This is a genomic window from Bradyrhizobium sp. 930_D9_N1_4, assembly GCF_052076015.1.
GTDB lineage: Bacteria > Pseudomonadota > Alphaproteobacteria > Rhizobiales > Xanthobacteraceae > Bradyrhizobium.
In genome coordinates, this window is record NZ_CP197236.1 from 3,686,884 (window position 1) to 3,703,454 (window position 16,571).

Here is a 16,571-nt window from a genome sequence, read left to right on the forward strand (position 1 = left end):
ACCCTATCGCGCAGGGGTTTCAACCTCCAGTCTTTAGTTAAGAAAGAGTTAAGATCGATCCGGCCGGATCAGGCCGATTGCAGCAACGGCGCGGCGCGGACGATCAGCCGGACGAGATCGTCGCGCTGTTGCTTCTCGGCGAACCTGACCGCAAAGCCGTTGTCGAATTTGCGGATGACGCGCCCGACGCAGGCGCCGACTGCCAGAGCGGTTCCGATCGGCGGGTCGTATTCGCAGGAGATCGCGACGCCGGCCGTGGAGACGTCGATGATGAAGCAGGGATGGATGCTGCCGTCGGACAGGGTCAGGAAGGTGTGGGAGACCTGCGGAACGAAGCGTGCGTCGTTGCGCAGTTCCTGGACGGTGTCGTCCTTCTGCTTTTTCTCCAGCCAGGTCAGCTTTTCCGACATCCAGGCGCGCCGCGCCCGCGTCATGTCGAGTTCCATCAGGAAGCCCGCCTTCAGCGTCGCGCTGATGGTGCACTGGAATTCGCCAAAGTCCTGGAAATAGGAGGTCACGCGCTCGCCGATCTTGCCGACGACAGGCACGTCCACCATCATGCGGAAGGGCGAGACCCGGCTGGTGCGGCAGGCGAATGTCCGCAGCTTGCCCTCGCAATCATACCAGCGCGGCAGGGAGTAGCTCCCGCTCACGGTGACCTGCACTGCACGCTGCCTGAGGAACTCTGCGACGGACATGGGCGCCAATCGTGTTTCGGAGTGTTTCCGTAAATTCACGGTAGCGATCAAATTCTAAGCAAATGATACGCGCGCCAAATAGCAGGGGTAAATATTTGGTAAATGAGCGCATGATCTCACGACATCGTCATTGCCGTAATCCTCAGAGAGATCCGAGCAGCAACAGCACGGCCAGCAGGCCAATGGCCATGACGAGCTTGATCGCCGTCCACGCCAGGCTGTCCGCAGCGATCTGAAATCCGAACCACGGCAAAGCGCGCCGCATCGACAGCGTTGCGACCGTGTCGAATATGGCGATCACAACCGCGATGCCGGCGATGAAAGACCATGATGCGTCCGGCGGCATCCAGGCCGCGAGCCAGGCCGGCACGGAGTCCTTCAGCGATGCGAGCAGTGCGAACCATCCGAACAGGGATGCGAAGCTCTTGACGATGCCGGCGCCGATCGTATCGGGCTCGAGCCGGATGCCGATCGCGCCGAGGCCGCGCTCGATGCGCGCGTCATCGCTCAGGAAAAGGAACGCGCCGAGATAGAGCGGAACGCGCGACTGAAAGAGTAGCGCGATGACACCGAACAGCACCGCGTAGCCGAAGGCATCGCCGAGGATGTCCGCCAGCCCGCCGATGCGCGGCGATGCGGTCGCAGCCGCGGCCTGGGGCTGCGGCGCCGATCTGGCGCGGGCCATGTGCTCGAGCATTCCCGCGCGCCGGCCCGGTGCGGAGGGCGCCGTACGGTGCATCCAGGGCGGCGGCGCCGGGGCGACGCCGGTCTGGCCGTCAAAAGGGGATGTGCGCTGCGCCATGGGCCTGTCCCGGTTCCAATGGGCATTGGTCGGCGGTCGGGGGCGGGGAGGTTCATGCGGGGGCGGCGGATTTCGCCGTCTCATCCGGAAACCCCGGAGGATGGCGCTCCCTAGCGGAATCGAACCGCTCTCTCCACCGTGAAAGGGTGGCGTCCTAACCGATAGACGAAGGGAGCAAACGCAAGGCCAAACCGCACGAGGCGGCAAGCCCGCTGGCCGCCCGAACAGTGCCCGGCGGCTTGCAGCGGCGAACGTATAGTGGCCTTTCGGCCGCCGGGCAAGCCGTTCGGGGCCGTCTTTTGGAACCGGTGGATAGCCCGGGCCCCGGTATCATTCGGAGGTGATTTCAACGGTTTCTTAGGGGCACTCGGCTAGCGCTGGAACCGGAGACATTGAAGCCGATGCCACAGCCCAAGAAGCGCGCAGCCCGCAAATCGCTGTCGCGGCACGCCTGGATCACGCTCGACGGCGGATTCGCGGCGCGGCATTGCCTTGTCCAGGACATCTCCGACACCGGCGCCAAGATCACCATGGACGAGGACGCCACCCAGCTGCCGGGCCTGATCCGGATGGCGTTTGCCCGCGATGCCCGGACCGGGCGGAGCTGCCAGGTGGTCTGGCGCCGCGGCAAGTCGGCCGGCGTCAAGTTCGTCTGAGCGACCCCGATGGCGCGGGGCGCGGGTCCGGGCTAGAACGGCTTCATGCGTGCGCCGCTCCTGATCCTGCTCATTCGCCGCCACCTCCGCGACCGCGACGGAGAGCCTGCGCCTGCCGCCGGCCGAACGGCCCCAGACGGGCAAGGAGCCCGGCAAGACGTTGCCGCTGAAAGGCACAAGCGGGGCGGCCAAGGCCGGCTCCTGCGCCTCCTACGGCCCGCGCTTCGTCATGGTTGAGGGCACCGGCACCTGCGTGAAGATCGGCGGCTCGATCAGCGTCGACACGACCATCAGGCGCTGACGCCGATGCCGCCGGACCTGATGCGGCCCGACATCATCGTCCCCTTCGTGATGTACTGCGCGCTGCTGTGGTGGGTCGGCCGCGGCCTGAGCTGGACGGCCAGGCTCGCCACCGCAGTCGTGACGCTGGTGCTGATCGTCTGCGTGCTGCTCTACGAGCGCGGCTGGCACTGGGGCTCAACACAAAACTGCGAAAACAACCCCGTGCACAGTAGCCGTCAAGCGCCGGCGCGACGCCCGACGCTTGCGCCGTCATGCGGATTCATCACGCGCTCAGCGCAGCTTGCGCCGCGCCGCCGCGTCACGACATCGGCGGTGCGACGAATTGTGCAAATCCGGCGCGCTTGCCGAGCTCGGCGAGCCAGCGCGTCAAATGCGGTTGCGACGGGCGCGTGATGCCTTCGACGCCGAGCCAGCGCCGTGCATAGGCGCCGATCGCGATGTCGGCGAGGGTGAACGCATCGCCATCGATGAACGGACGCGTCGCCAGCAGGCGGTCGGCGATGGCCCAGACCTCGGCGGCGGCATCGGCATCCTTCTGCACCTGGATCATGTCGCGCTCGGCGGGCGGCGTGCGCACGATGCCCCAGAACACGGGGCGATCGACCGGCTGCACCATCGACAGCGTCCAGTCGAGCCAGCGGTCGACGCTGGTGCGGCTCTTCACGGCCTCGGGATAGATCGGCGTGCCGCGTCCATGCGCGAGGCAGAGATAGCGCATGATGGAATTGGATTCCCACAGCACGAAATCGCCCTCGACCAGCGTCGGGATCCGCGCATTGGGGTTCATCGCGAGATAATCGGCCTCGCGGGTCTTGCCGAACGCCATGCCGGCGTCGATGCGCTCATGGGGCAGCGACAGCTCGGCAAGGCACCACAGCACCTTCTGCACGTTGACCGAATTGGCGCGGCCCCAGATCGTCAGCTTGGTGTCCGGCATGAAATCCTCCCGCGGCGTTCTTGTTGGCGCGGGTGATAGCGGAATTTGCGTCGACGAGCGATGCGCATTGCGGCGCGCCCCTCATGCAAAAAGCTCCGCCATGGACGGAGCTTTCCTTGCACAGGTGCCAGTCGATCAGCGGCCGAAGAACAGCCACAGCAGAAGAATCACCGGGATCGGCACGCCCAGCATCCACAACAATAATCCTCGTCCCATTGCGTCCTCCTCCAATCGCATTGTCGAAGAGAGAACGCACGGGATAAGGGCTGGTTCCTGCGAATATGCCTTACCAATGGCCCGTATTCGGCATCGACAGCCACGGCTCCGCCGGCGCCTTCGGCTCGCCCTTCTGGAGCAGCTCGATCGAGTGCAGATCCGGCGAGCGGACGAAAGCCATGTTGCCGTCGCGCGGGGGACGGTTGATGGTGACGCCGGCCTTCTGGAGCTGCGCGCAGGTCGCGTAGATGTCGTCGACCTCATAGGCGAGATGGCCGAAGAAGCGGTCCTCGCCGTACTTCTCCTCGTCCCAATTCCAGGTGAGCTCGACCAGCGGCGCGCCGCGCGACTGCGGCTGCTTTTTCAGCGCCTCGAGATCGTCGGCCGAGCACAGGAAGACCAGCGTGAAGCGCGCCTTGTCGTTCTCGATCCGCCGCACCTCCTTCAGCCCCAGCGCATCCTGGTAAAACTTCAGCGCGACATCGAGATTGCGCACGCGCAGCATGGTGTGGAGATAACGCATGGGTGGAGCTCCCTTGAACGGGTGGGGTTTTGCTTTGGGCCGGAACGGCGGGGAAGGAGATAGCAGGAAAGTGCGATGAGGGGCAGGGGGCGGGGGCAAATGTGCGTGAGGAGGAGACGGTGGGTGCGGTGAGCCAGCCAAGCGTGGACGGACGAGCCGCAGCGTCGGCGGGGACTCGCGGATGAGTTCAACGCGCTGTCAGCGGAATTCAGCGCTTTTCGTCCATGAGCAAGCCCGGTCCTGCCGATGAACCATCCTCAATGTCACGCTCACTAATGCCCATATCCGGAAGGTATTTCGCCGTGAAATGGTTCAAGCGATATGCAATTGGCTGCCTGATCTGGTTGATCCTCGGCGGCATCAACGATGGCTACAGGCGGCCCGGCGAAGACACGCGCTGGGGCGCTATCGTCATCGTGGCGGGGTTTTGGCCGATCGTGACCGCCGTCATCGTTGGCAGCTCTGTTGGTGAGGTCGCGCACAAGATCAATGAAGGGAAGCTGGGGTGACGGACGGAGTTATTGGTCGAAAGACGCTCTTGTTGCTGCTTCTGCTTTTCGCGATTCCCGCAACCGACTGCTCCGCGCAGACACCGCCGCCGCCCGTCGACCAACATGCGTTCGAGCGCGTGCAGCCGACAATCGTGAAGAGATTGGCGACCCGCTTTTCGCTTGGCGCATTCGCCGGCCGCTTCGAGGAGACGCGGCTCGGCGCGGTGCGCGAAGCCATGGGCGAAGGGACCATCCAACACCAGGGTGACGCCGGCAATAGCATCTATTGGCTGTGTTATCGGCGCGCGCAGCATCGACTATGGGTCGTGTCCAGCGGAGAGATGGGCGGCCCGGACCATCGCGTCACGGAGATCGTTGAAGAGCTCACCGGGAAAGACGCCGGTGCCTCGGCCGATTGCGCCGTCATCCCGGAAAAGTTCTCGCCCGTCGTCCTCGACAGCAAGCTGCATTTGGGCATGTCGCGTCAGCAGGTGATCGCGGCGTTGGGACGGCCGTCGAAGTCGGAAGCTGCCCGGATCGTGTATTCTCACGAGGGAAAGCTCGCAGACGGTTTCGATGAGACCGCCTGGCTCATTCTCGGATTTGGTGAGGACAAGCTCGTGTCCATGCGCGGCGGCAAGACCACGACGAATTGAAGTGGCCGCGAGCAGCGTTCGCGCTTCGCGAGGGATGCGAACGTTTGGCCAGCACCTTGGCATGTGAACCGCGCGCGGTTTGGGGCGACTAACGGAATTGCCCTGAATTCGAGGCGTGTTGTGAAAATTGTCACCGCTCTTGCGGTCGTTGCGATGCTGCTGCTTAACGCCTTCGGCCCCGACTCCAGCGTAGGTGGACCTCTCGCAAGCTTCTTTGGGTCGGTTCTCATCGCGTGGGCGGTCGGTCTCCACTTCGCCTGGTCGAAGAGGTTTGGCCTGCTTGGATGGCTCCTCAGCATGGTCACCGCGTTAGCGGGTGGTGTCGTCGGGATCATTCTCCTGGGGACAGTCATGGATGCGATGTTCGAGCTTGCCCACTTCCAGGGACGACTTATCGATTCCAACTGGAGCTGCCTCGCTTTCGCGGCAATGGCTCTTGCTGCCGTTCTTGGCGCGTGGGCACCTCTGGAGCTGGGCAATCGATCGCTCGCGCTGCGGCGAAGCAAACTGCCTGCCCTGTCTTGAACGTCCTCCCGATAAGCGCGACTAAGATGGCATGGCCGAGATTATCGGAGAAATGCTGTTCGCCATCGTAAGGGGCTTTATTTCTCAAGCCCTTTTCTCGCTGTTCGTTAAGGCGGGCACCTGGCTTGACGGCAAAATCTCCAGGCGAAGCGCGAAGGTCGCCATCGGGATGGTTTGCGGGCTCGGCCTCTATTTCCTCATTCCAGTTGTGCTCGGGCTGCGCGGTCTTTGAACAAGGCGCTTGCTGTATTACGACTTTCCGGTTGCCTCCGATGCCATGGCTTGGATGACTTCGATGATGCGGATGCGCATTTGCTTTGCGCTGCTGGCCGCTCCAACGCGCGCAAGGCGTTCCGAAAAAAATTAGGTCCATCTGCTGGCGGTCCACCAGCCGCTCGAGTTCGGCAATGCGGACATTCGCGCGCGCGAGCGCAGACCGCTTGTCGTCATATGTCGGAAGCGGTTTGAGCTTGCGGGGGCTTGGCTTGGGCCGGGCCCGCGGTTCAACCCGTCCGGACCCTGGGCCTTCCACGCCTTGATCCAGTCGTGGAGAATCTTGCGGGAGATCCTGAGCTCGCGGGCCACAGGCAGAACGCCTTCGCCCTGCTCAAGACGCTTGATCGCCTTCAATTTGTAGGCCGTCGGAACCTGACGGTTCTTTCCTCGTGCTGCCACAGGTCATCCTGGAAGTGCCTGTCACTGCAATTACCGTGTCTCACAAGGGGGGCAGTCAAGCACTGTCACCGTAATTGACGGTTGTTTGTGGTGATCATTTCGATGATCAGCGTGGTGACGATCCTCGGCTGTTTATGTCGGTGTGCGATGATGATTTGCGGCGTATGTTTGCGGTGTCAGTTTCTCTGATTACATTGTTTGTCAACGATATTGGTTTGCGGTGATCGTTTCGTGGTCCACAGCTTACGACATTGTGTCGTATGGTATTTCCCAAGGCTTCCGGAAGCTATCCACAGAAATCGGGGCGACATTCCAGCTATAATCTGTGGCTCCAGCGAATCGCCGCTGTTCCAGAGTGCGACTCACTAGTAAAAAAGGCGCCGGTCGATGTTCGAAGCACCGGCCGACGCCTGGGTGGGGAATCCCGAAGGACTCTCCGCCTGACAACGTAGGTTCTCGCTCTACCCAGGCAATCTGTCAATCATGCGCGCGATGTCGGTTCGCGCCACGGTGGAGTTTTGTCCGATGCTGGAGCGAGCCTAGCCATGTCGATTCCCGATAAAGTGTTCGAATTTCTCCTGAGCCGCTGGGATGTGATCTCGGCGAACATTTATGTGTTCGCCGGCGTCCTCGTGGTCGGTGCCATTGTTGGCTATTTCTTAGCGCGTTGGCACTACGAAGGAGTGCGCAAGCAGAATGAGTTCTATAAGAAGCGGATTGCGCACCTTGAAAAGATGCCGCCTACGGCTGCACTTCCGGCGATCACGGCAACGGCAAACATTCCCGAACCCGAAACAATCGACCTGCTAGACGCTGCCCGCAAAGCCTTTGATGCAACTCGCGATACACCGGTTGCTGAGATGGCGCTGAATAGCGATGATCGCAGTACGGAGTCCATCCTCCATTGGTACTCGATGGCGCTGGCGCAACGATTATCGATCTATGGGACTTGGGATTATGCTTCCGAGCCAACGGAAATCGATCTCAAATCGGGGTCGGAAAATTTTATGGTCATCGTGAGCGGCGACGCCACTGTCTACGGAGGTAGTGGACGCAATATCGCGTCGGACATCCATGTAATTCGATCCGAACTTCCGGCAGCGATAAGGGACCTGAAGAAACTAGGGAGAAAGGTTGCCTAGCTCCTCGCGAGCATGGGCCGGTAGCAACGGCATCGAGGGCCTGCTGAATATGTTTTGCAGTGATAATTTTCGTCATGCCAACATCTCTCGGAATTGCGGTGACAGTGCTGTCACCACAATTGAATTGTAGTTCCAGTATTGAGCCTAACTCCAATATTGAGCCGCTGCCAACCTGAGGATAATGGGTCGGGGGGAAGCATCATGAGCTGTGGCTAATCGTGCTGTTCATCGCTGGTGGGTGGTACCTGTGGCACCGTTCAAAGAACGAGAAGGCAACGGTCGCCAATGAGCGGCTCGAAAAGGACAGGCGCCTTTTCGAGCACATCAAGACAGGGATGCGGGAATACCATTGGCGGGAGCGTGATCAGCCGAGATGGAAAGTCAAGCATGGGAAAGGGTGTTTGAAACCGCTCACCTTATCGCCCTCCACCTCGATCACTTCGCCGAGAATCGCGTGGGACTCTATTTCAAGGATCTAGACGAATACGGTATGTACAGCTTCTTCGCCGGCAACGGTGGCGGCAGGATTGAGCTCGGCGGCGGAGGCGACGCTCGGCATACCGGCGAAGGTGAGGGGCAACAGCAGCAGGCGCCAGGCGCGGCTCGTCGTCATGATGACCTCCCTTTTTATCGGCGCCGCTCGCACGGCACCCTGTGGTTGCGGAGGATGTTAGCCCGGACTGCGGCAATCGTGCACGCGCTGATTTTGCGTTCGGCCGCCGGCTGCGGCCTGTTCACTGAACACCCGCTTCTGCGACGCAAATCGTTCTGCGCGGCACGAATTCTTTGGTCGCCCCCAAGAAGGTGTATCATTGTCATAATTCTATATTAGGTTGCGTGCTCGATCGAAAGGGTTTATTCGGGACGAGGCTCTTTCCGGAGGACAGCATTATGCCGAACAGCGAAAGCGAACAGAATCTGCTGGCGATGAAAGCGGCGGAGGCACAGGCCACCGCGGCAAGATTGGCCAAGGTTGTCCAGACTCACGCCGAGCTGTTGGAGGCCGCCAAAAAGGACGGCTCTCTCGAGGATTCCTCACAATGGCCTGCTGTCTGGGCAGGCGCCATTGCGTCGGGCTTCGGCCATTATGCGTTCACCACGGACTGGACAGGCGGCGCCCCTCATCCTTTCTGGACGGCAGGAGCCCATCCGACCGGTGGCGACTGGACGGCATGGGCCACGGGGACGTGGGCGGGCGCGGGCCAGTTCTATGAAGATCCCAGGAATTATTTCGGGAGGCCGGTCTGGGCCAATTTGAAATGCGGGGGCTTCGGCGCGGGCGGCGTTAGCTTGTACCTGTACAAGAGCGAAGGCGGACCGATGATCGGCAAATTCGGGGGCTATATGTCGGGGCTCGGCGGCTGCGATATTTCGCTTCCAATGACCTACACCGCGGGACCGTAGGGCGCTGGGCCAATCGGCATTCATTGCATCCAGATTACGATCGCTGCGAGATGGATGAAGAATTGCAGGACAGCGCTCTCAACTGAGAGTGCCCTCGACTGACAGTGCCCTCAACTGACGTCGGCGGTCATGACGGGGTGTGGCCCGTCTTGCCCGTGTCGCCATCCTTGGTCATCCCCATCCGTGACCCATCGCGGCAGCGACAGGGCGTGCACGTTTTCTGACGATGGCGACGATGCGTTCTATCGCGACCTGCTCGCCGCGAGCTGTGCGGCGGAGGTCGAGATTGGGGACTGCTGTCAGGTTACTTGGCGTAGCCCTGGGAGCGCAGCCATGCGATCTTGCGGTCACCGTTGATCCACGCGTCGGCATCCGCCTTGCTGGCAAAGCCGGTAATTTCACGCTGCTCGGTGCCGGGATAGTCGGCGAGAATTTTCCAGTCGCCCTCGGCGACACGGACGGTTCTGAAGGTCACTTTAATTTTAGCCATGCCGCATTATGCAACCTTTGGCTGGAAATGTGAACCCGCCTTGCGGTTGGGCTGTTGATGACGATGGAGCGTCGAAAAACTCCCCCGGCCGCGCCCGGCAACGAAGGATAACAGCCTTGGGCCAACAGCCTTGGGCCCAGGGCGGGGCAAGGGCAGGTGGCGCCGTTGGAGCAAGCAAGGTCGTTGGGGGAAATTGATCGGTCCCGGTCTGGCGACGCGCGGCCAGTCGCCGCAATGGCCGCGTCTCGCAGCTTGCCGACCGAAATGGCCAAACCCTGAGAAGTTGAACCCCGCCGGGGGTGAGGCGACTAAACGCCATGGTCGCATTCTTTGCAGAACTGTCGATGGATCTCGTCGGAAGCCTCGTTGGCACCGGGCTGCCGGGTTTCTGATGCTCTCCGTGAAGACGAACCTCATCATCGCATTGGCCATCGGGGCGCTGGCGTCGTCGGTCCTGCTCGCCATCGAGCCGCTCACCGACTTTGCTTATCTTTCGCTGGAGTGGCCCGGCATCAGCGCAGCGTATCTATTCTGGGGAGCGGTCGGCGGCTCCACCTTCGCAGGGGTCGCACTTTCCTGGATCGTGAATACGCTCGTCTACGCTCTGGCTGCCTTCGCCATTCTCATCGCTGTCAGCGCTCTCAAGCTGCTGATGCAGCCGAAGACCTGACGCGCGACGACGGAAGACCTTGGATCGAGGCCATGACGAGGGCGGCATGAAACGCTGGCTTCAACGGCTCGGGACCACGGCGCGGGTCGCGGCGCTTTGCGGGACCGTGGCGTGGCTCGTGCTTGTGACAAGCTCACCTCAAGCGCCTGACGCCGCACATCCTCAACGTTACGCGCACCGGCACGACGTCAGGTATGTCAGCGAAGGGACGGGGCTGGCTCTGCGACTGCTGCTGGGCTCGGCATTGAGCCTGGTCCTGGTGGCGGTTGGATGCCACTTCGCGACCAAAGACATGCAGGACGGGACGTAGCAGCAATGCGAAAGCCGCCCCTGACATCGGTCAGGGGCGGCTTTCGGCTCACTTGATTTTCGAACGCTTAGTGACTGGTGGTGCCGGGCTTCGTGGTCTTCGGCGCCTTGCCGTCTTCCACACGGCCTTCGTTCCGGAGGTCGCGGCCTTCCTGGGCCTTCTTCTGGCTCTCGGGGGACTTGCCGTGCTCGTACAACTCTTCCTTGACGTAGCCGGCTGCTTCCTTGGCCTTACCTTCAACGCTCATGTCGATCTCCTTGGTCTGATGCTGAGTTAACGCGCGTCAGAGGTGACCGTTCCTGTTGGGGTTCATTACAAAATCGGTGCAACTGCCGGGAACAGGTTAGTTGTCAGCGCGTACCGATGCGTTGATGTCGCGGGCAGAAACCGGAAAAATGCGCCGCGTCCAACATCCCTGTTGCGTCCGGTTGTCACCCGGCAGTGCGTGGGGATAACGCGGCTCTGCGCGAGGGGTTGCTAAGGTTGCTGATATCGCGTGCGAGGAATGATGTGGCGGATAGCTTGCTTGCGGCCATCCTTCGAGACGCCCGCCTGCGGCCGGTCCTCGGGATGAGGTCTCGTTTTGCAGCGAGATGTTTGCGGCGAGAGGGTGGAGCGTTCGTTGCCGGCGCAGTCGACATGAGCTGAGGCCGCCGACATGAAATGGCCGCGCCGCCTTGTGGGAAGCGACGCGGCCGGGACGCAAGCCGTGCAGGAATACGGCTTACTTCATGTTGCTGCGGGTCTTGGTGCCGCCCTGGTCGCTGCCGGGACCGGAGCCGCCCTGGCCGGACGCGTCGGGCTTCACCATGCCGCCCTTGTTCATGCCGTCATTACTCATGCCGGTGGTGCCGTTCTGCATCGAGCCCTTGTTGGTGTTGCTCATGCCGGGCTTCTGCATGTTGTCGGATTGCGGCGCGGGGCCGGTCTGGTTCTGCGCAAGGGCGGTGCCGCACATGAGACCGAGCGCGGCCGTCGCGATGATGAACTTCTTCATGTTGAACTCCTGGTTGGTTGTGCGGGCCAACGGGAGCGCAGATGCCACGTTCCTAAACGAGGCATTGAAAAGAAAAGGAATTCTCCGGGAATTCCTGAAACCGAACCTGGTCAGGTCCGTAGCGGACGCGGGCTGAGCGAGATTCCCGCGGTCGCCACGTTGGTCCCGTGCAGCTAGGCCGCGATCCGCTGTTCGATGGGCGCGGTCAGGATCTTGAGCATCTGGGCATGCTCGAGATCGGGAACCGCGATCGCGGTGTGGCTGTACATCGCATTGCTGCGCGCGCTCGCGAGCCGGTCGAGGATGTCCTTGCCCTTGATGACGTGGAGGCCCATGCCGTCCGGCGAGGGGAAGATCGCCAGCACCACGTCATAGGCGGCGATGACGGCCTTGAGCGCTTCGGCCTTGTCCTCGGCGATGTCGACAAACACACGAACGTCAGCCGCGAGTTCACGCAGCTCGTCAAAATCCAGCACGGTGGGGTACTCCAACGCAACGATACTGAACAGAGAGTGGATGCGTTGGGTTACCGAAGTGTTGACGATGCGGGCCGGGCCGCAAGTTTCACGACGAGGTGAGGCTGAGGCTGGGGATAAGCGGGGCGGGCAGTTTGCTTGCGGTCCATCCTTCGAGACGCCCGCCTGCGGTGGGCCCTCAGGATGAGGACCGAGTGCGCGGCAATCGCTTCAACGAAGACCGATGCCGCTTAGCCTCATCCTGAGGAGCCCGCGAATGCGGGCGTTTCGAAGGACGAGGCGCGCGCTCAGGTCGCGCATGCCATATGCGATGGGCCTGGCTTCAGCGCTTCGCTTGCCCGGCCTCGTCCGCCAGCGTCAGGGCGCTGCCGTCATAGCTCAGCTTCAGCCCGCGGCCGACGGTCCATGTCCATCCCTCGCGGGCATCCTTGACGGCTTGCGCGTTGAACTGCTCGGAGATCGACTTGACCGCCGCGTCCTGCGATCCCGGATTGATCAGCTCCGCATGGACGCGCCGGATCGGATGCAGGGCGTCGGTCTCGTCGCTCGTGATCGTCACCTTGGCGCCGTTGACCTCGCAATCGAGGACATAGGCGCTTCGCCCCTGGCAGCGATAGCGGCGCTGCGTGACGAGCTTGCTGGTTTCGTCGAATGTCATGCCGGGCGAGAAGCCGAAGATGTCGGACTTCTTCACCAGCGCCAGGGACGCAGGCTTCAAAAAGTCCGGCCGGATGGCGACCAGCGCGGCCGCGGCAAGGACGATCACGCCGGCGATAACAATGGCAATCTTCATCTGCCCCTCACGAGAAACGCCCGACCCTATAGCAGGCCGGCGCGCGAGCGGGCATCCAAAAGCGAAAACCCCGCCTGGGGGAAGCGGGGCTTTCTGATGGGGGTGAAGCTTGGGGACTTCAAGGAGTTAGACGCGCCAGCCGGCGAAAGGTTCAAAACAAGCAGGGCGCTGGCTGCGACATCTGTCAACAGCGCCACGGAACCCCGCAGAACCCCTGCTTGTGTTTTGGGCCTCGATGGGGTCTAAGCCCCGTGACTTCACGACATCAGGCCTGAATCAGCATCACACTTGCGTGGTTCAGCTGTGTCCTGAGCAGGATTTGCTCGCCCCCCACACAAGGAATTCCAGACATGGCGAAGATGACGAAAACCCAATTGATCGATGCGATTGCCGAGGGCACGCAGCTGTCGAAGAACGACGTGAAGCAGGTCATCGAGTATATGGCGACCGTCGGCTACAAGGAGCTCAACGAGTCCGGCGAGTTCGTCATTCCCGGCTTCGTGAAAATGTCGGTCGTGAACAAGCCTGCGACCGAAGCCCGCATGGGCGTCAATCCCTTCACCAAGGAGCCGATGCAGTTCGCGGCCAAGCCCGCCAGCAAGTCGGTGAAGGCCTCGCCGCTGAAGGTGGCCAAGGACTCCGTCTAGGACGCCGGAGACAAGACACCTGCGGCGCGTTGCGGCGGCTTCGTTTCGCGAAGCGCCGCAGCGACCGCGATGGTGGACGCTGGAAGGGAACTCCCGGGCGTTGTAGGCTTTGCTTCCCACAGGGAGAAGCACATGGCCGGCATGAGTGAGGAAGACATCCGAAATCGCGCCTATCACCTCTGGCGTGAGGCCGGCGAGCCCGCAGGGCGGATGGACATCTTCTGGTACGAGGCCGAGAAGGAGCTGCTCGCCGAGCGGACCGAGCAGGGCGACGTGCCGCCGGGGATGACGGACAATCTGCCGGTATGAGGTCTGGTGACGTCGCCGGCAGCTAGACGGACACGTCCACGATCGCGGGCGTGTCGATCTCGCGCTCGCGCCAGACGACAAAATCGCATTTGGCATTGAGCCATTGGTATTCGCCGCCGCGCGACTTCAGATGCGCAAGCGCGGCGTCGTGCGCAGTCGTTTCGTCGGGCGCCTCCACCATGATCTCGACGGTCTCCTCGATCTGGCGCACCACTTCGACGGCATAATATTTTTTGGTCACGGTCCCTCTCTCCGAACAGATTAACGGGGAGGGCGCAACCGCGTTCCCGCGAGGTCGCGCGCAGATCAGGCCGACAGCGAAAAAGAAAAACCCCGCGCTTTCGCACGGGGCTCTCTTGACTGACGGCGTTGGGATTTCAGCGCCTGGCCGTCAGCCGTGCCTCCGAACTTAAGGTTGAAAATCCAAAAAGCAACAGCGCCGCGGTGACGGAGTATGTTCGTCAGGCGGCGCTGCGATGTTGACCGGGCGCTGAAATCCCCAGCCTCCATGGGTCCGCGCGGACCTGAAAAGGTTCAACGCAGCGCGCGCAGAAATCTCGCGCGAGGGGCTGGACTTTTTGTTCTCATTTTGTTCTAGTCGATCATCAGCTTGGGAGGTTGCTCATGACCGTCGAGAAACAGCGCGAAGTGATCCGGCTCTGGAATCAGCTCCGGAAAGTCGAGGGACCAGCGGCCGAAGAGCTCCGCATCCAGATCCTCGAAAGTTTTTCCGAGAAGGACAAGGCGAAGCGGGCGGCGTGAGGCTGATGGCACGCGCCTTCACGTATCGTTAGGACTCGCTGCGCGCCGGTTTGTCCGACTCCGATTCGTTCTTTGCGAACGAAATGGAGTCGGATGCAGAACAAGCCATGGCTTCTGTATCGATGCGGGACACGGGCGTCGCGGCGCCAGGTGCGCGTGATTCTTCGCACAGTCCCGTCCTCGTCTCCTCGCTACGCAATAAGGCGAGGGAGCGCGACATGGACGTGTGCTGGTATCTCGCCGAGATCGCAAAAGTGTTCTGGTACGACAGGCATCCGCGCTTGCGCAAAGGTAGGCCGTCGGTGCCGCAGGTACCGCCGCCCGCGCTCAAGTCCGACGAGGCGATGTGATCGTCCGTCGTGACGGCGTTCGTTTGCGTGCAAATGATTTGTTAAGAGATGCTCCGCGCCGATTTCTTCGAATCCGATTCGTTCTTCGAGAACGAAACGCAGGCGAAGCTGGAACAAAGAAGGTCGGCGATGCCCTGCGCAAACTCCTAACGAAAGTTTGCGCCGAACCCGATAACCCTATTCGGTTAGGTTAAAAGCCCAATCGCGTTGCGCTTGGTGCTGCGTGGAGTAGGTGTCTCGGCAAGCACAAGAACGACTTTGCCAAGAAGCAGCTTTCTCATGACACCTTTTTCAGAGCCGACCTTTTACCAGGGCGACCGCCACACCTACCGGCGCGTCGCCGTCGCCGGCACGCTGTTCTGTCTCGCCTTCGTGACGATCAGCTTCTCGCTGCGACCGCAACCCGAAGACACGCGCGTCGCGGTCAAGGCCGACAGGCTGGTGCGCACCGCAGGGCAGGCGCCGCGCGCGCATTAGTGCTCCTCACCGCAGATGCAGTCGGAATGGGCCGGGCCTGCGGCCCCGCGGCTCGCGAGCGCGACGAAGCCGGCATAGCCGGACAGATTGACCAGGATTTCGAGCCATACGGGCATGACGAACCTCTTGCCTTGCCTCTTCTCTCTTGAAGGCTAGGCAACGTGCGCACGCTGCGCATGTTCCCGCACCCGGCACATGCCACTCAGAGCGGCGAGGAGGGATCGATCCGCCGGCCGAGGGTCGCGACCGATTCCGTCGATGGCGTGTCCTTGAGAAACTCGGCGATAGCCCGCGCCAGCTCGCCGTCGCTCATCGGCGTCGGCGGCGTGCGCAGCGCGCCCACCCCGAAATTGCGGACAATCTCGTCGTAATGCCGGTCGCGCGATCTGGGGACGAGCTTCCTGATACGAGCCAGCAAAGCGGATAGCGGCACTGTCTCCTCCTCGATTGTCCGCCCCGTTGGCAGCCCTTGTTGTTTGCTGCCATTGACGCCCTGAAACCAAAAACCCCGCCAGCATCGCGGAGGATACTGACGGGGTCTTCGTGCTGTCGCCTCGACCGGATGGCGGAGGCTTCCGCACTTAGAGATGCAATTGGCGGAACGCGGTTTCGTTCCGTCGCCCACGGCTTTTTTTTGAGGCGTTCGGGTTCCGCGCTGCGCGCAACCATCGCATTCCCCCGGCGTTGTCATGGCGAGATGCGAAGGAGGAGAGTCATGAAGAAGACACTGGCAGTTCTGGCCACCGTTGCAGCAATCGGCGTGACCGCAATGGCAGCGCCCGCCGAGGCGCGCGGTCGCGGCATCGGCCCGGGCCTGGCATTCGGCCTCGCCGCGGGCGCGATCACCGCGGGTGCGGTCGCCGCGTCCCATCCCTACGGGTATGGCTACGGTCCCGGCTACGGTTACTATGGCCGCCCGGCCTATTATGGCGGCCCCGGCCCGTACGCCTATTACGGCGATGGACCGTACTACCCCCGTCGCCACCATTATTACCGTCACTGGTAATCGCCGACCAAACGAAAAGCCCGGAGCGATGCTCCGGGCTTTTTTCATGCGTGGCGATCAGGCGTATCTTATGGCCAGAGCGAGGGCCGTTCCACCTTGCGCGCATTGTCGAGTGTCGACACGAAATATTCGTCGCGCTCGCGCTTGAACTTTTCCTGCGTGGCACGGAAGGCGGCGACGCGGGCGGCAATCTCTTCGCGTTCGCGGATCTTGCGTTGTTCGTCTTCGGTCATGTCAAATCCCCTCTACCTGAGTA

At 61.9% G+C, this 16,571-nt stretch carries 28 protein-coding genes, 1 tRNA gene and 1 pseudogene; 15 read left to right on the forward strand and 15 right to left on the reverse strand.

Annotated features, from left to right (window positions below):
* Positions 1–68: 68 nt before the first annotated feature.
* From AB7532_RS17305 to AB7532_RS17315, 3 genes are all read right to left on the reverse strand, one after another.
* Entirely contained in the window at positions 69–698 is a 630-nt protein-coding gene (locus AB7532_RS17305; protein ID WP_441235978.1) for a PilZ domain-containing protein, read from the reverse strand.
* A 142-nt stretch (positions 699–840) separates the two neighbouring features.
* Positions 841–1,500, reverse strand: a complete 660-nt coding sequence (locus tag AB7532_RS17310; RefSeq protein WP_441235979.1) for a hypothetical protein — start codon at positions 1,498–1,500, stop codon at positions 841–843.
* Positions 1,501–1,601: 101 nt separating this feature from the next.
* A tRNA-Glu gene (locus tag AB7532_RS17315) sits at positions 1,602–1,676 on the reverse strand.
* A gap of 225 nt (positions 1,677–1,901) precedes the next feature.
* On the opposite strand from AB7532_RS17315, the gene AB7532_RS17320 reads away from it, so the two are divergent.
* Together AB7532_RS17320 and AB7532_RS17325 are read left to right on the forward strand one after the other, a co-directional pair.
* Positions 1,902–2,156, forward strand: a complete 255-nt coding sequence (locus tag AB7532_RS17320; RefSeq protein WP_441235980.1) for a PilZ domain-containing protein — start codon at positions 1,902–1,904, stop codon at positions 2,154–2,156.
* 45 nt (positions 2,157–2,201) lie between these two features.
* Positions 2,202–2,457: pseudogene (locus tag AB7532_RS17325) on the forward strand (hypothetical protein).
* A 300-nt stretch (positions 2,458–2,757) separates the two neighbouring features.
* Here the strand turns inward: AB7532_RS17325 and AB7532_RS17330 are convergent.
* Together AB7532_RS17330 and AB7532_RS17335 are read right to left on the reverse strand one after the other, a co-directional pair.
* The gene (locus tag AB7532_RS17330) at positions 2,758–3,396 is read right to left on the reverse strand and encodes a glutathione S-transferase family protein (protein ID WP_441235981.1); all 639 of its coding nucleotides are present in this window, start codon (positions 3,394–3,396) and stop codon (positions 2,758–2,760) included.
* 286 nt (positions 3,397–3,682) lie between these two features.
* Positions 3,683–4,135 carry a VOC family protein gene (locus AB7532_RS17335; RefSeq protein WP_441235982.1) on the reverse strand — a complete coding sequence of 151 codons (453 nt, stop codon included), beginning with the start codon at positions 4,133–4,135 and terminating at the stop codon, positions 3,683–3,685.
* A 302-nt stretch (positions 4,136–4,437) separates the two neighbouring features.
* On the opposite strand from AB7532_RS17335, the gene AB7532_RS17340 reads away from it, so the two are divergent.
* From AB7532_RS17340 to AB7532_RS17355, 4 genes are all read left to right on the forward strand, one after another.
* Positions 4,438–4,644: a hypothetical protein gene (locus tag AB7532_RS17340; protein WP_441235983.1), complete on the forward strand. Its 207-nt coding sequence runs from the start codon at positions 4,438–4,440 to the stop codon at positions 4,642–4,644.
* A 29-nt stretch (positions 4,645–4,673) separates the two neighbouring features.
* Positions 4,674–5,282 (forward strand): hypothetical protein, encoded by a 609-nt coding sequence (locus AB7532_RS17345; protein WP_441235984.1) that lies wholly within the window; start codon positions 4,674–4,676, stop codon positions 5,280–5,282.
* A gap of 120 nt (positions 5,283–5,402) precedes the next feature.
* Entirely contained in the window at positions 5,403–5,807 is a 405-nt protein-coding gene (locus tag AB7532_RS17350) for a hypothetical protein (RefSeq protein ID WP_441235985.1), read from the forward strand.
* A gap of 31 nt (positions 5,808–5,838) precedes the next feature.
* On the forward strand, positions 5,839–6,039 hold the full coding sequence (locus AB7532_RS17355; protein ID WP_441235986.1) for a hypothetical protein: 201 nt from the start codon (positions 5,839–5,841) through the stop codon (positions 6,037–6,039).
* A gap of 131 nt (positions 6,040–6,170) precedes the next feature.
* Here AB7532_RS17355 and AB7532_RS17360 read toward each other — a convergent pair whose 3' ends face one another.
* The gene (locus AB7532_RS17360; RefSeq protein ID WP_441235987.1) at positions 6,171–6,482 is read right to left on the reverse strand and encodes a helix-turn-helix domain-containing protein; all 312 of its coding nucleotides are present in this window, start codon (positions 6,480–6,482) and stop codon (positions 6,171–6,173) included.
* A 545-nt stretch (positions 6,483–7,027) separates the two neighbouring features.
* Between AB7532_RS17360 and AB7532_RS17365 the strand changes: the two genes are divergently transcribed.
* Positions 7,028–7,624: a hypothetical protein gene (locus AB7532_RS17365; protein ID WP_441235988.1), complete on the forward strand. Its 597-nt coding sequence runs from the start codon at positions 7,028–7,030 to the stop codon at positions 7,622–7,624.
* A 475-nt stretch (positions 7,625–8,099) separates the two neighbouring features.
* Here AB7532_RS17365 and AB7532_RS17370 read toward each other — a convergent pair whose 3' ends face one another.
* Positions 8,100–8,237, reverse strand: coding sequence for a hypothetical protein (locus tag AB7532_RS17370; RefSeq protein WP_441235989.1), 138 nt, complete (start codon positions 8,235–8,237; stop codon positions 8,100–8,102).
* Positions 8,238–8,515: 278 nt separating this feature from the next.
* Here AB7532_RS17370 and AB7532_RS17375 point away from each other — a divergent pair, with 278 nt between their 5' ends.
* Positions 8,516–9,028: a hypothetical protein gene (locus AB7532_RS17375; RefSeq protein ID WP_441235990.1), complete on the forward strand. Its 513-nt coding sequence runs from the start codon at positions 8,516–8,518 to the stop codon at positions 9,026–9,028.
* A 304-nt stretch (positions 9,029–9,332) separates the two neighbouring features.
* Here AB7532_RS17375 and AB7532_RS17380 read toward each other — a convergent pair whose 3' ends face one another.
* Positions 9,333–9,518 (reverse strand): hypothetical protein, encoded by a 186-nt coding sequence (locus AB7532_RS17380; protein ID WP_441235991.1) that lies wholly within the window; start codon positions 9,516–9,518, stop codon positions 9,333–9,335.
* Between the two features lie 391 nt (positions 9,519–9,909).
* On the opposite strand from AB7532_RS17380, the gene AB7532_RS17385 reads away from it, so the two are divergent.
* A complete protein-coding gene (locus AB7532_RS17385; protein WP_441235992.1) occupies positions 9,910–10,188 on the forward strand; it encodes a hypothetical protein in 279 nt (92 codons plus the stop codon).
* A 377-nt stretch (positions 10,189–10,565) separates the two neighbouring features.
* Here the strand turns inward: AB7532_RS17385 and AB7532_RS17390 are convergent, their stop codons facing one another.
* The 4 genes from AB7532_RS17390 to AB7532_RS17405 form a co-directional block, all read right to left on the reverse strand.
* A complete protein-coding gene (locus AB7532_RS17390) occupies positions 10,566–10,745 on the reverse strand; it encodes a hypothetical protein (protein ID WP_441235993.1) in 180 nt (59 codons plus the stop codon).
* A 477-nt stretch (positions 10,746–11,222) separates the two neighbouring features.
* Positions 11,223–11,495 carry a hypothetical protein gene (locus AB7532_RS17395; RefSeq protein WP_441235994.1) on the reverse strand — a complete coding sequence of 91 codons (273 nt, stop codon included), beginning with the start codon at positions 11,493–11,495 and terminating at the stop codon, positions 11,223–11,225.
* Positions 11,496–11,668: 173 nt separating this feature from the next.
* Positions 11,669–11,971, reverse strand: a complete 303-nt coding sequence (locus AB7532_RS17400; RefSeq protein WP_441235995.1) for a hypothetical protein — start codon at positions 11,969–11,971, stop codon at positions 11,669–11,671.
* Between the two features lie 322 nt (positions 11,972–12,293).
* Complete coding sequence (locus AB7532_RS17405; protein WP_441235996.1) at positions 12,294–12,764, reverse strand: hypothetical protein; 471 nt, start codon at positions 12,762–12,764, stop codon at positions 12,294–12,296.
* A 350-nt stretch (positions 12,765–13,114) separates the two neighbouring features.
* Between AB7532_RS17405 and AB7532_RS17410 the strand changes: the two genes are divergently transcribed.
* Together AB7532_RS17410 and AB7532_RS17415 are read left to right on the forward strand one after the other, a co-directional pair.
* Positions 13,115–13,411: an HU family DNA-binding protein gene (locus AB7532_RS17410; RefSeq protein ID WP_270172031.1), complete on the forward strand. Its 297-nt coding sequence runs from the start codon at positions 13,115–13,117 to the stop codon at positions 13,409–13,411.
* Between the two features lie 132 nt (positions 13,412–13,543).
* Positions 13,544–13,720, forward strand: a complete 177-nt coding sequence (locus tag AB7532_RS17415; protein WP_441235997.1) for a DUF2934 domain-containing protein — start codon at positions 13,544–13,546, stop codon at positions 13,718–13,720.
* Positions 13,721–13,742: 22 nt separating this feature from the next.
* Here the strand turns inward: AB7532_RS17415 and AB7532_RS17420 are convergent, their stop codons facing one another.
* Positions 13,743–13,961: a hypothetical protein gene (locus AB7532_RS17420; RefSeq protein ID WP_441235998.1), complete on the reverse strand. Its 219-nt coding sequence runs from the start codon at positions 13,959–13,961 to the stop codon at positions 13,743–13,745.
* A gap of 383 nt (positions 13,962–14,344) precedes the next feature.
* Here AB7532_RS17420 and AB7532_RS17425 point away from each other — a divergent pair, with 383 nt between their 5' ends.
* From AB7532_RS17425 to AB7532_RS17435, 3 genes are all read left to right on the forward strand, one after another.
* Positions 14,345–14,482: a hypothetical protein gene (locus tag AB7532_RS17425; RefSeq protein ID WP_441235999.1), complete on the forward strand. Its 138-nt coding sequence runs from the start codon at positions 14,345–14,347 to the stop codon at positions 14,480–14,482.
* A gap of 218 nt (positions 14,483–14,700) precedes the next feature.
* Positions 14,701–14,832, forward strand: coding sequence for a hypothetical protein (locus AB7532_RS17430; RefSeq protein WP_441236000.1), 132 nt, complete (start codon positions 14,701–14,703; stop codon positions 14,830–14,832).
* Between the two features lie 279 nt (positions 14,833–15,111).
* Positions 15,112–15,309: a hypothetical protein gene (locus AB7532_RS17435; RefSeq protein WP_441236001.1), complete on the forward strand. Its 198-nt coding sequence runs from the start codon at positions 15,112–15,114 to the stop codon at positions 15,307–15,309.
* A 202-nt stretch (positions 15,310–15,511) separates the two neighbouring features.
* Here AB7532_RS17435 and AB7532_RS17440 read toward each other — a convergent pair whose 3' ends face one another.
* On the reverse strand, positions 15,512–15,742 hold the full coding sequence (locus AB7532_RS17440) for a hypothetical protein (protein ID WP_441236002.1): 231 nt from the start codon (positions 15,740–15,742) through the stop codon (positions 15,512–15,514).
* 282 nt (positions 15,743–16,024) lie between these two features.
* On the opposite strand from AB7532_RS17440, the gene AB7532_RS17445 reads away from it, so the two are divergent.
* The gene (locus AB7532_RS17445) at positions 16,025–16,315 is read left to right on the forward strand and encodes a hypothetical protein (protein ID WP_441236003.1); all 291 of its coding nucleotides are present in this window, start codon (positions 16,025–16,027) and stop codon (positions 16,313–16,315) included.
* A gap of 68 nt (positions 16,316–16,383) precedes the next feature.
* Here the strand turns inward: AB7532_RS17445 and AB7532_RS17450 are convergent, their stop codons facing one another.
* Positions 16,384–16,548 carry a hypothetical protein gene (locus AB7532_RS17450; protein ID WP_007610153.1) on the reverse strand — a complete coding sequence of 55 codons (165 nt, stop codon included), beginning with the start codon at positions 16,546–16,548 and terminating at the stop codon, positions 16,384–16,386.
* Between the last annotated feature and the right edge of the window lie 23 nt (positions 16,549–16,571).

Coding starts and splice junctions, on each gene's coding strand:
- AB7532_RS17305 (WP_441235978.1), bottom strand. CDS start 698: ATGTCCGTCGCAGAGTTCCTCAGGCAGCGTGCAGTGCAGGTCACCGTG.
- AB7532_RS17310 (WP_441235979.1), bottom strand. CDS start 1,500: ATGGCGCAGCGCACATCCCCTTTTGACGGCCAGACCGGCGTCGCCCCG.
- AB7532_RS17320 (WP_441235980.1), top strand. CDS start 1,902: ATGCCACAGCCCAAGAAGCGCGCAGCCCGCAAATCGCTGTCGCGGCAC.
- AB7532_RS17330 (WP_441235981.1), bottom strand. CDS start 3,396: ATGCCGGACACCAAGCTGACGATCTGGGGCCGCGCCAATTCGGTCAAC.
- AB7532_RS17335 (WP_441235982.1), bottom strand. CDS start 4,135: ATGCGTTATCTCCACACCATGCTGCGCGTGCGCAATCTCGATGTCGCG.
- AB7532_RS17355 (WP_441235986.1), top strand. CDS start 5,839: ATGGCCGAGATTATCGGAGAAATGCTGTTCGCCATCGTAAGGGGCTTT.
- AB7532_RS17365 (WP_441235988.1), top strand. CDS start 7,028: ATGTCGATTCCCGATAAAGTGTTCGAATTTCTCCTGAGCCGCTGGGAT.
- AB7532_RS17370 (WP_441235989.1), bottom strand. CDS start 8,237: ATGACGACGAGCCGCGCCTGGCGCCTGCTGCTGTTGCCCCTCACCTTC.
- AB7532_RS17375 (WP_441235990.1), top strand. CDS start 8,516: ATGCCGAACAGCGAAAGCGAACAGAATCTGCTGGCGATGAAAGCGGCG.
- AB7532_RS17380 (WP_441235991.1), bottom strand. CDS start 9,518: ATGGCTAAAATTAAAGTGACCTTCAGAACCGTCCGTGTCGCCGAGGGC.
- AB7532_RS17385 (WP_441235992.1), top strand. CDS start 9,910: ATGCTCTCCGTGAAGACGAACCTCATCATCGCATTGGCCATCGGGGCG.
- AB7532_RS17390 (WP_441235993.1), bottom strand. CDS start 10,745: ATGAGCGTTGAAGGTAAGGCCAAGGAAGCAGCCGGCTACGTCAAGGAA.
- AB7532_RS17395 (WP_441235994.1), bottom strand. CDS start 11,495: ATGAAGAAGTTCATCATCGCGACGGCCGCGCTCGGTCTCATGTGCGGC.
- AB7532_RS17405 (WP_441235996.1), bottom strand. CDS start 12,764: ATGAAGATTGCCATTGTTATCGCCGGCGTGATCGTCCTTGCCGCGGCC.
- AB7532_RS17410 (WP_270172031.1), top strand. CDS start 13,115: ATGGCGAAGATGACGAAAACCCAATTGATCGATGCGATTGCCGAGGGC.
- AB7532_RS17415 (WP_441235997.1), top strand. CDS start 13,544: ATGGCCGGCATGAGTGAGGAAGACATCCGAAATCGCGCCTATCACCTC.
- AB7532_RS17425 (WP_441235999.1), top strand. CDS start 14,345: ATGACCGTCGAGAAACAGCGCGAAGTGATCCGGCTCTGGAATCAGCTC.
- AB7532_RS17430 (WP_441236000.1), top strand. CDS start 14,701: ATGGACGTGTGCTGGTATCTCGCCGAGATCGCAAAAGTGTTCTGGTAC.
- AB7532_RS17435 (WP_441236001.1), top strand. CDS start 15,112: ATGACACCTTTTTCAGAGCCGACCTTTTACCAGGGCGACCGCCACACC.
- AB7532_RS17445 (WP_441236003.1), top strand. CDS start 16,025: ATGAAGAAGACACTGGCAGTTCTGGCCACCGTTGCAGCAATCGGCGTG.
- AB7532_RS17450 (WP_007610153.1), bottom strand. CDS start 16,548: ATGACCGAAGACGAACAACGCAAGATCCGCGAACGCGAAGAGATTGCC.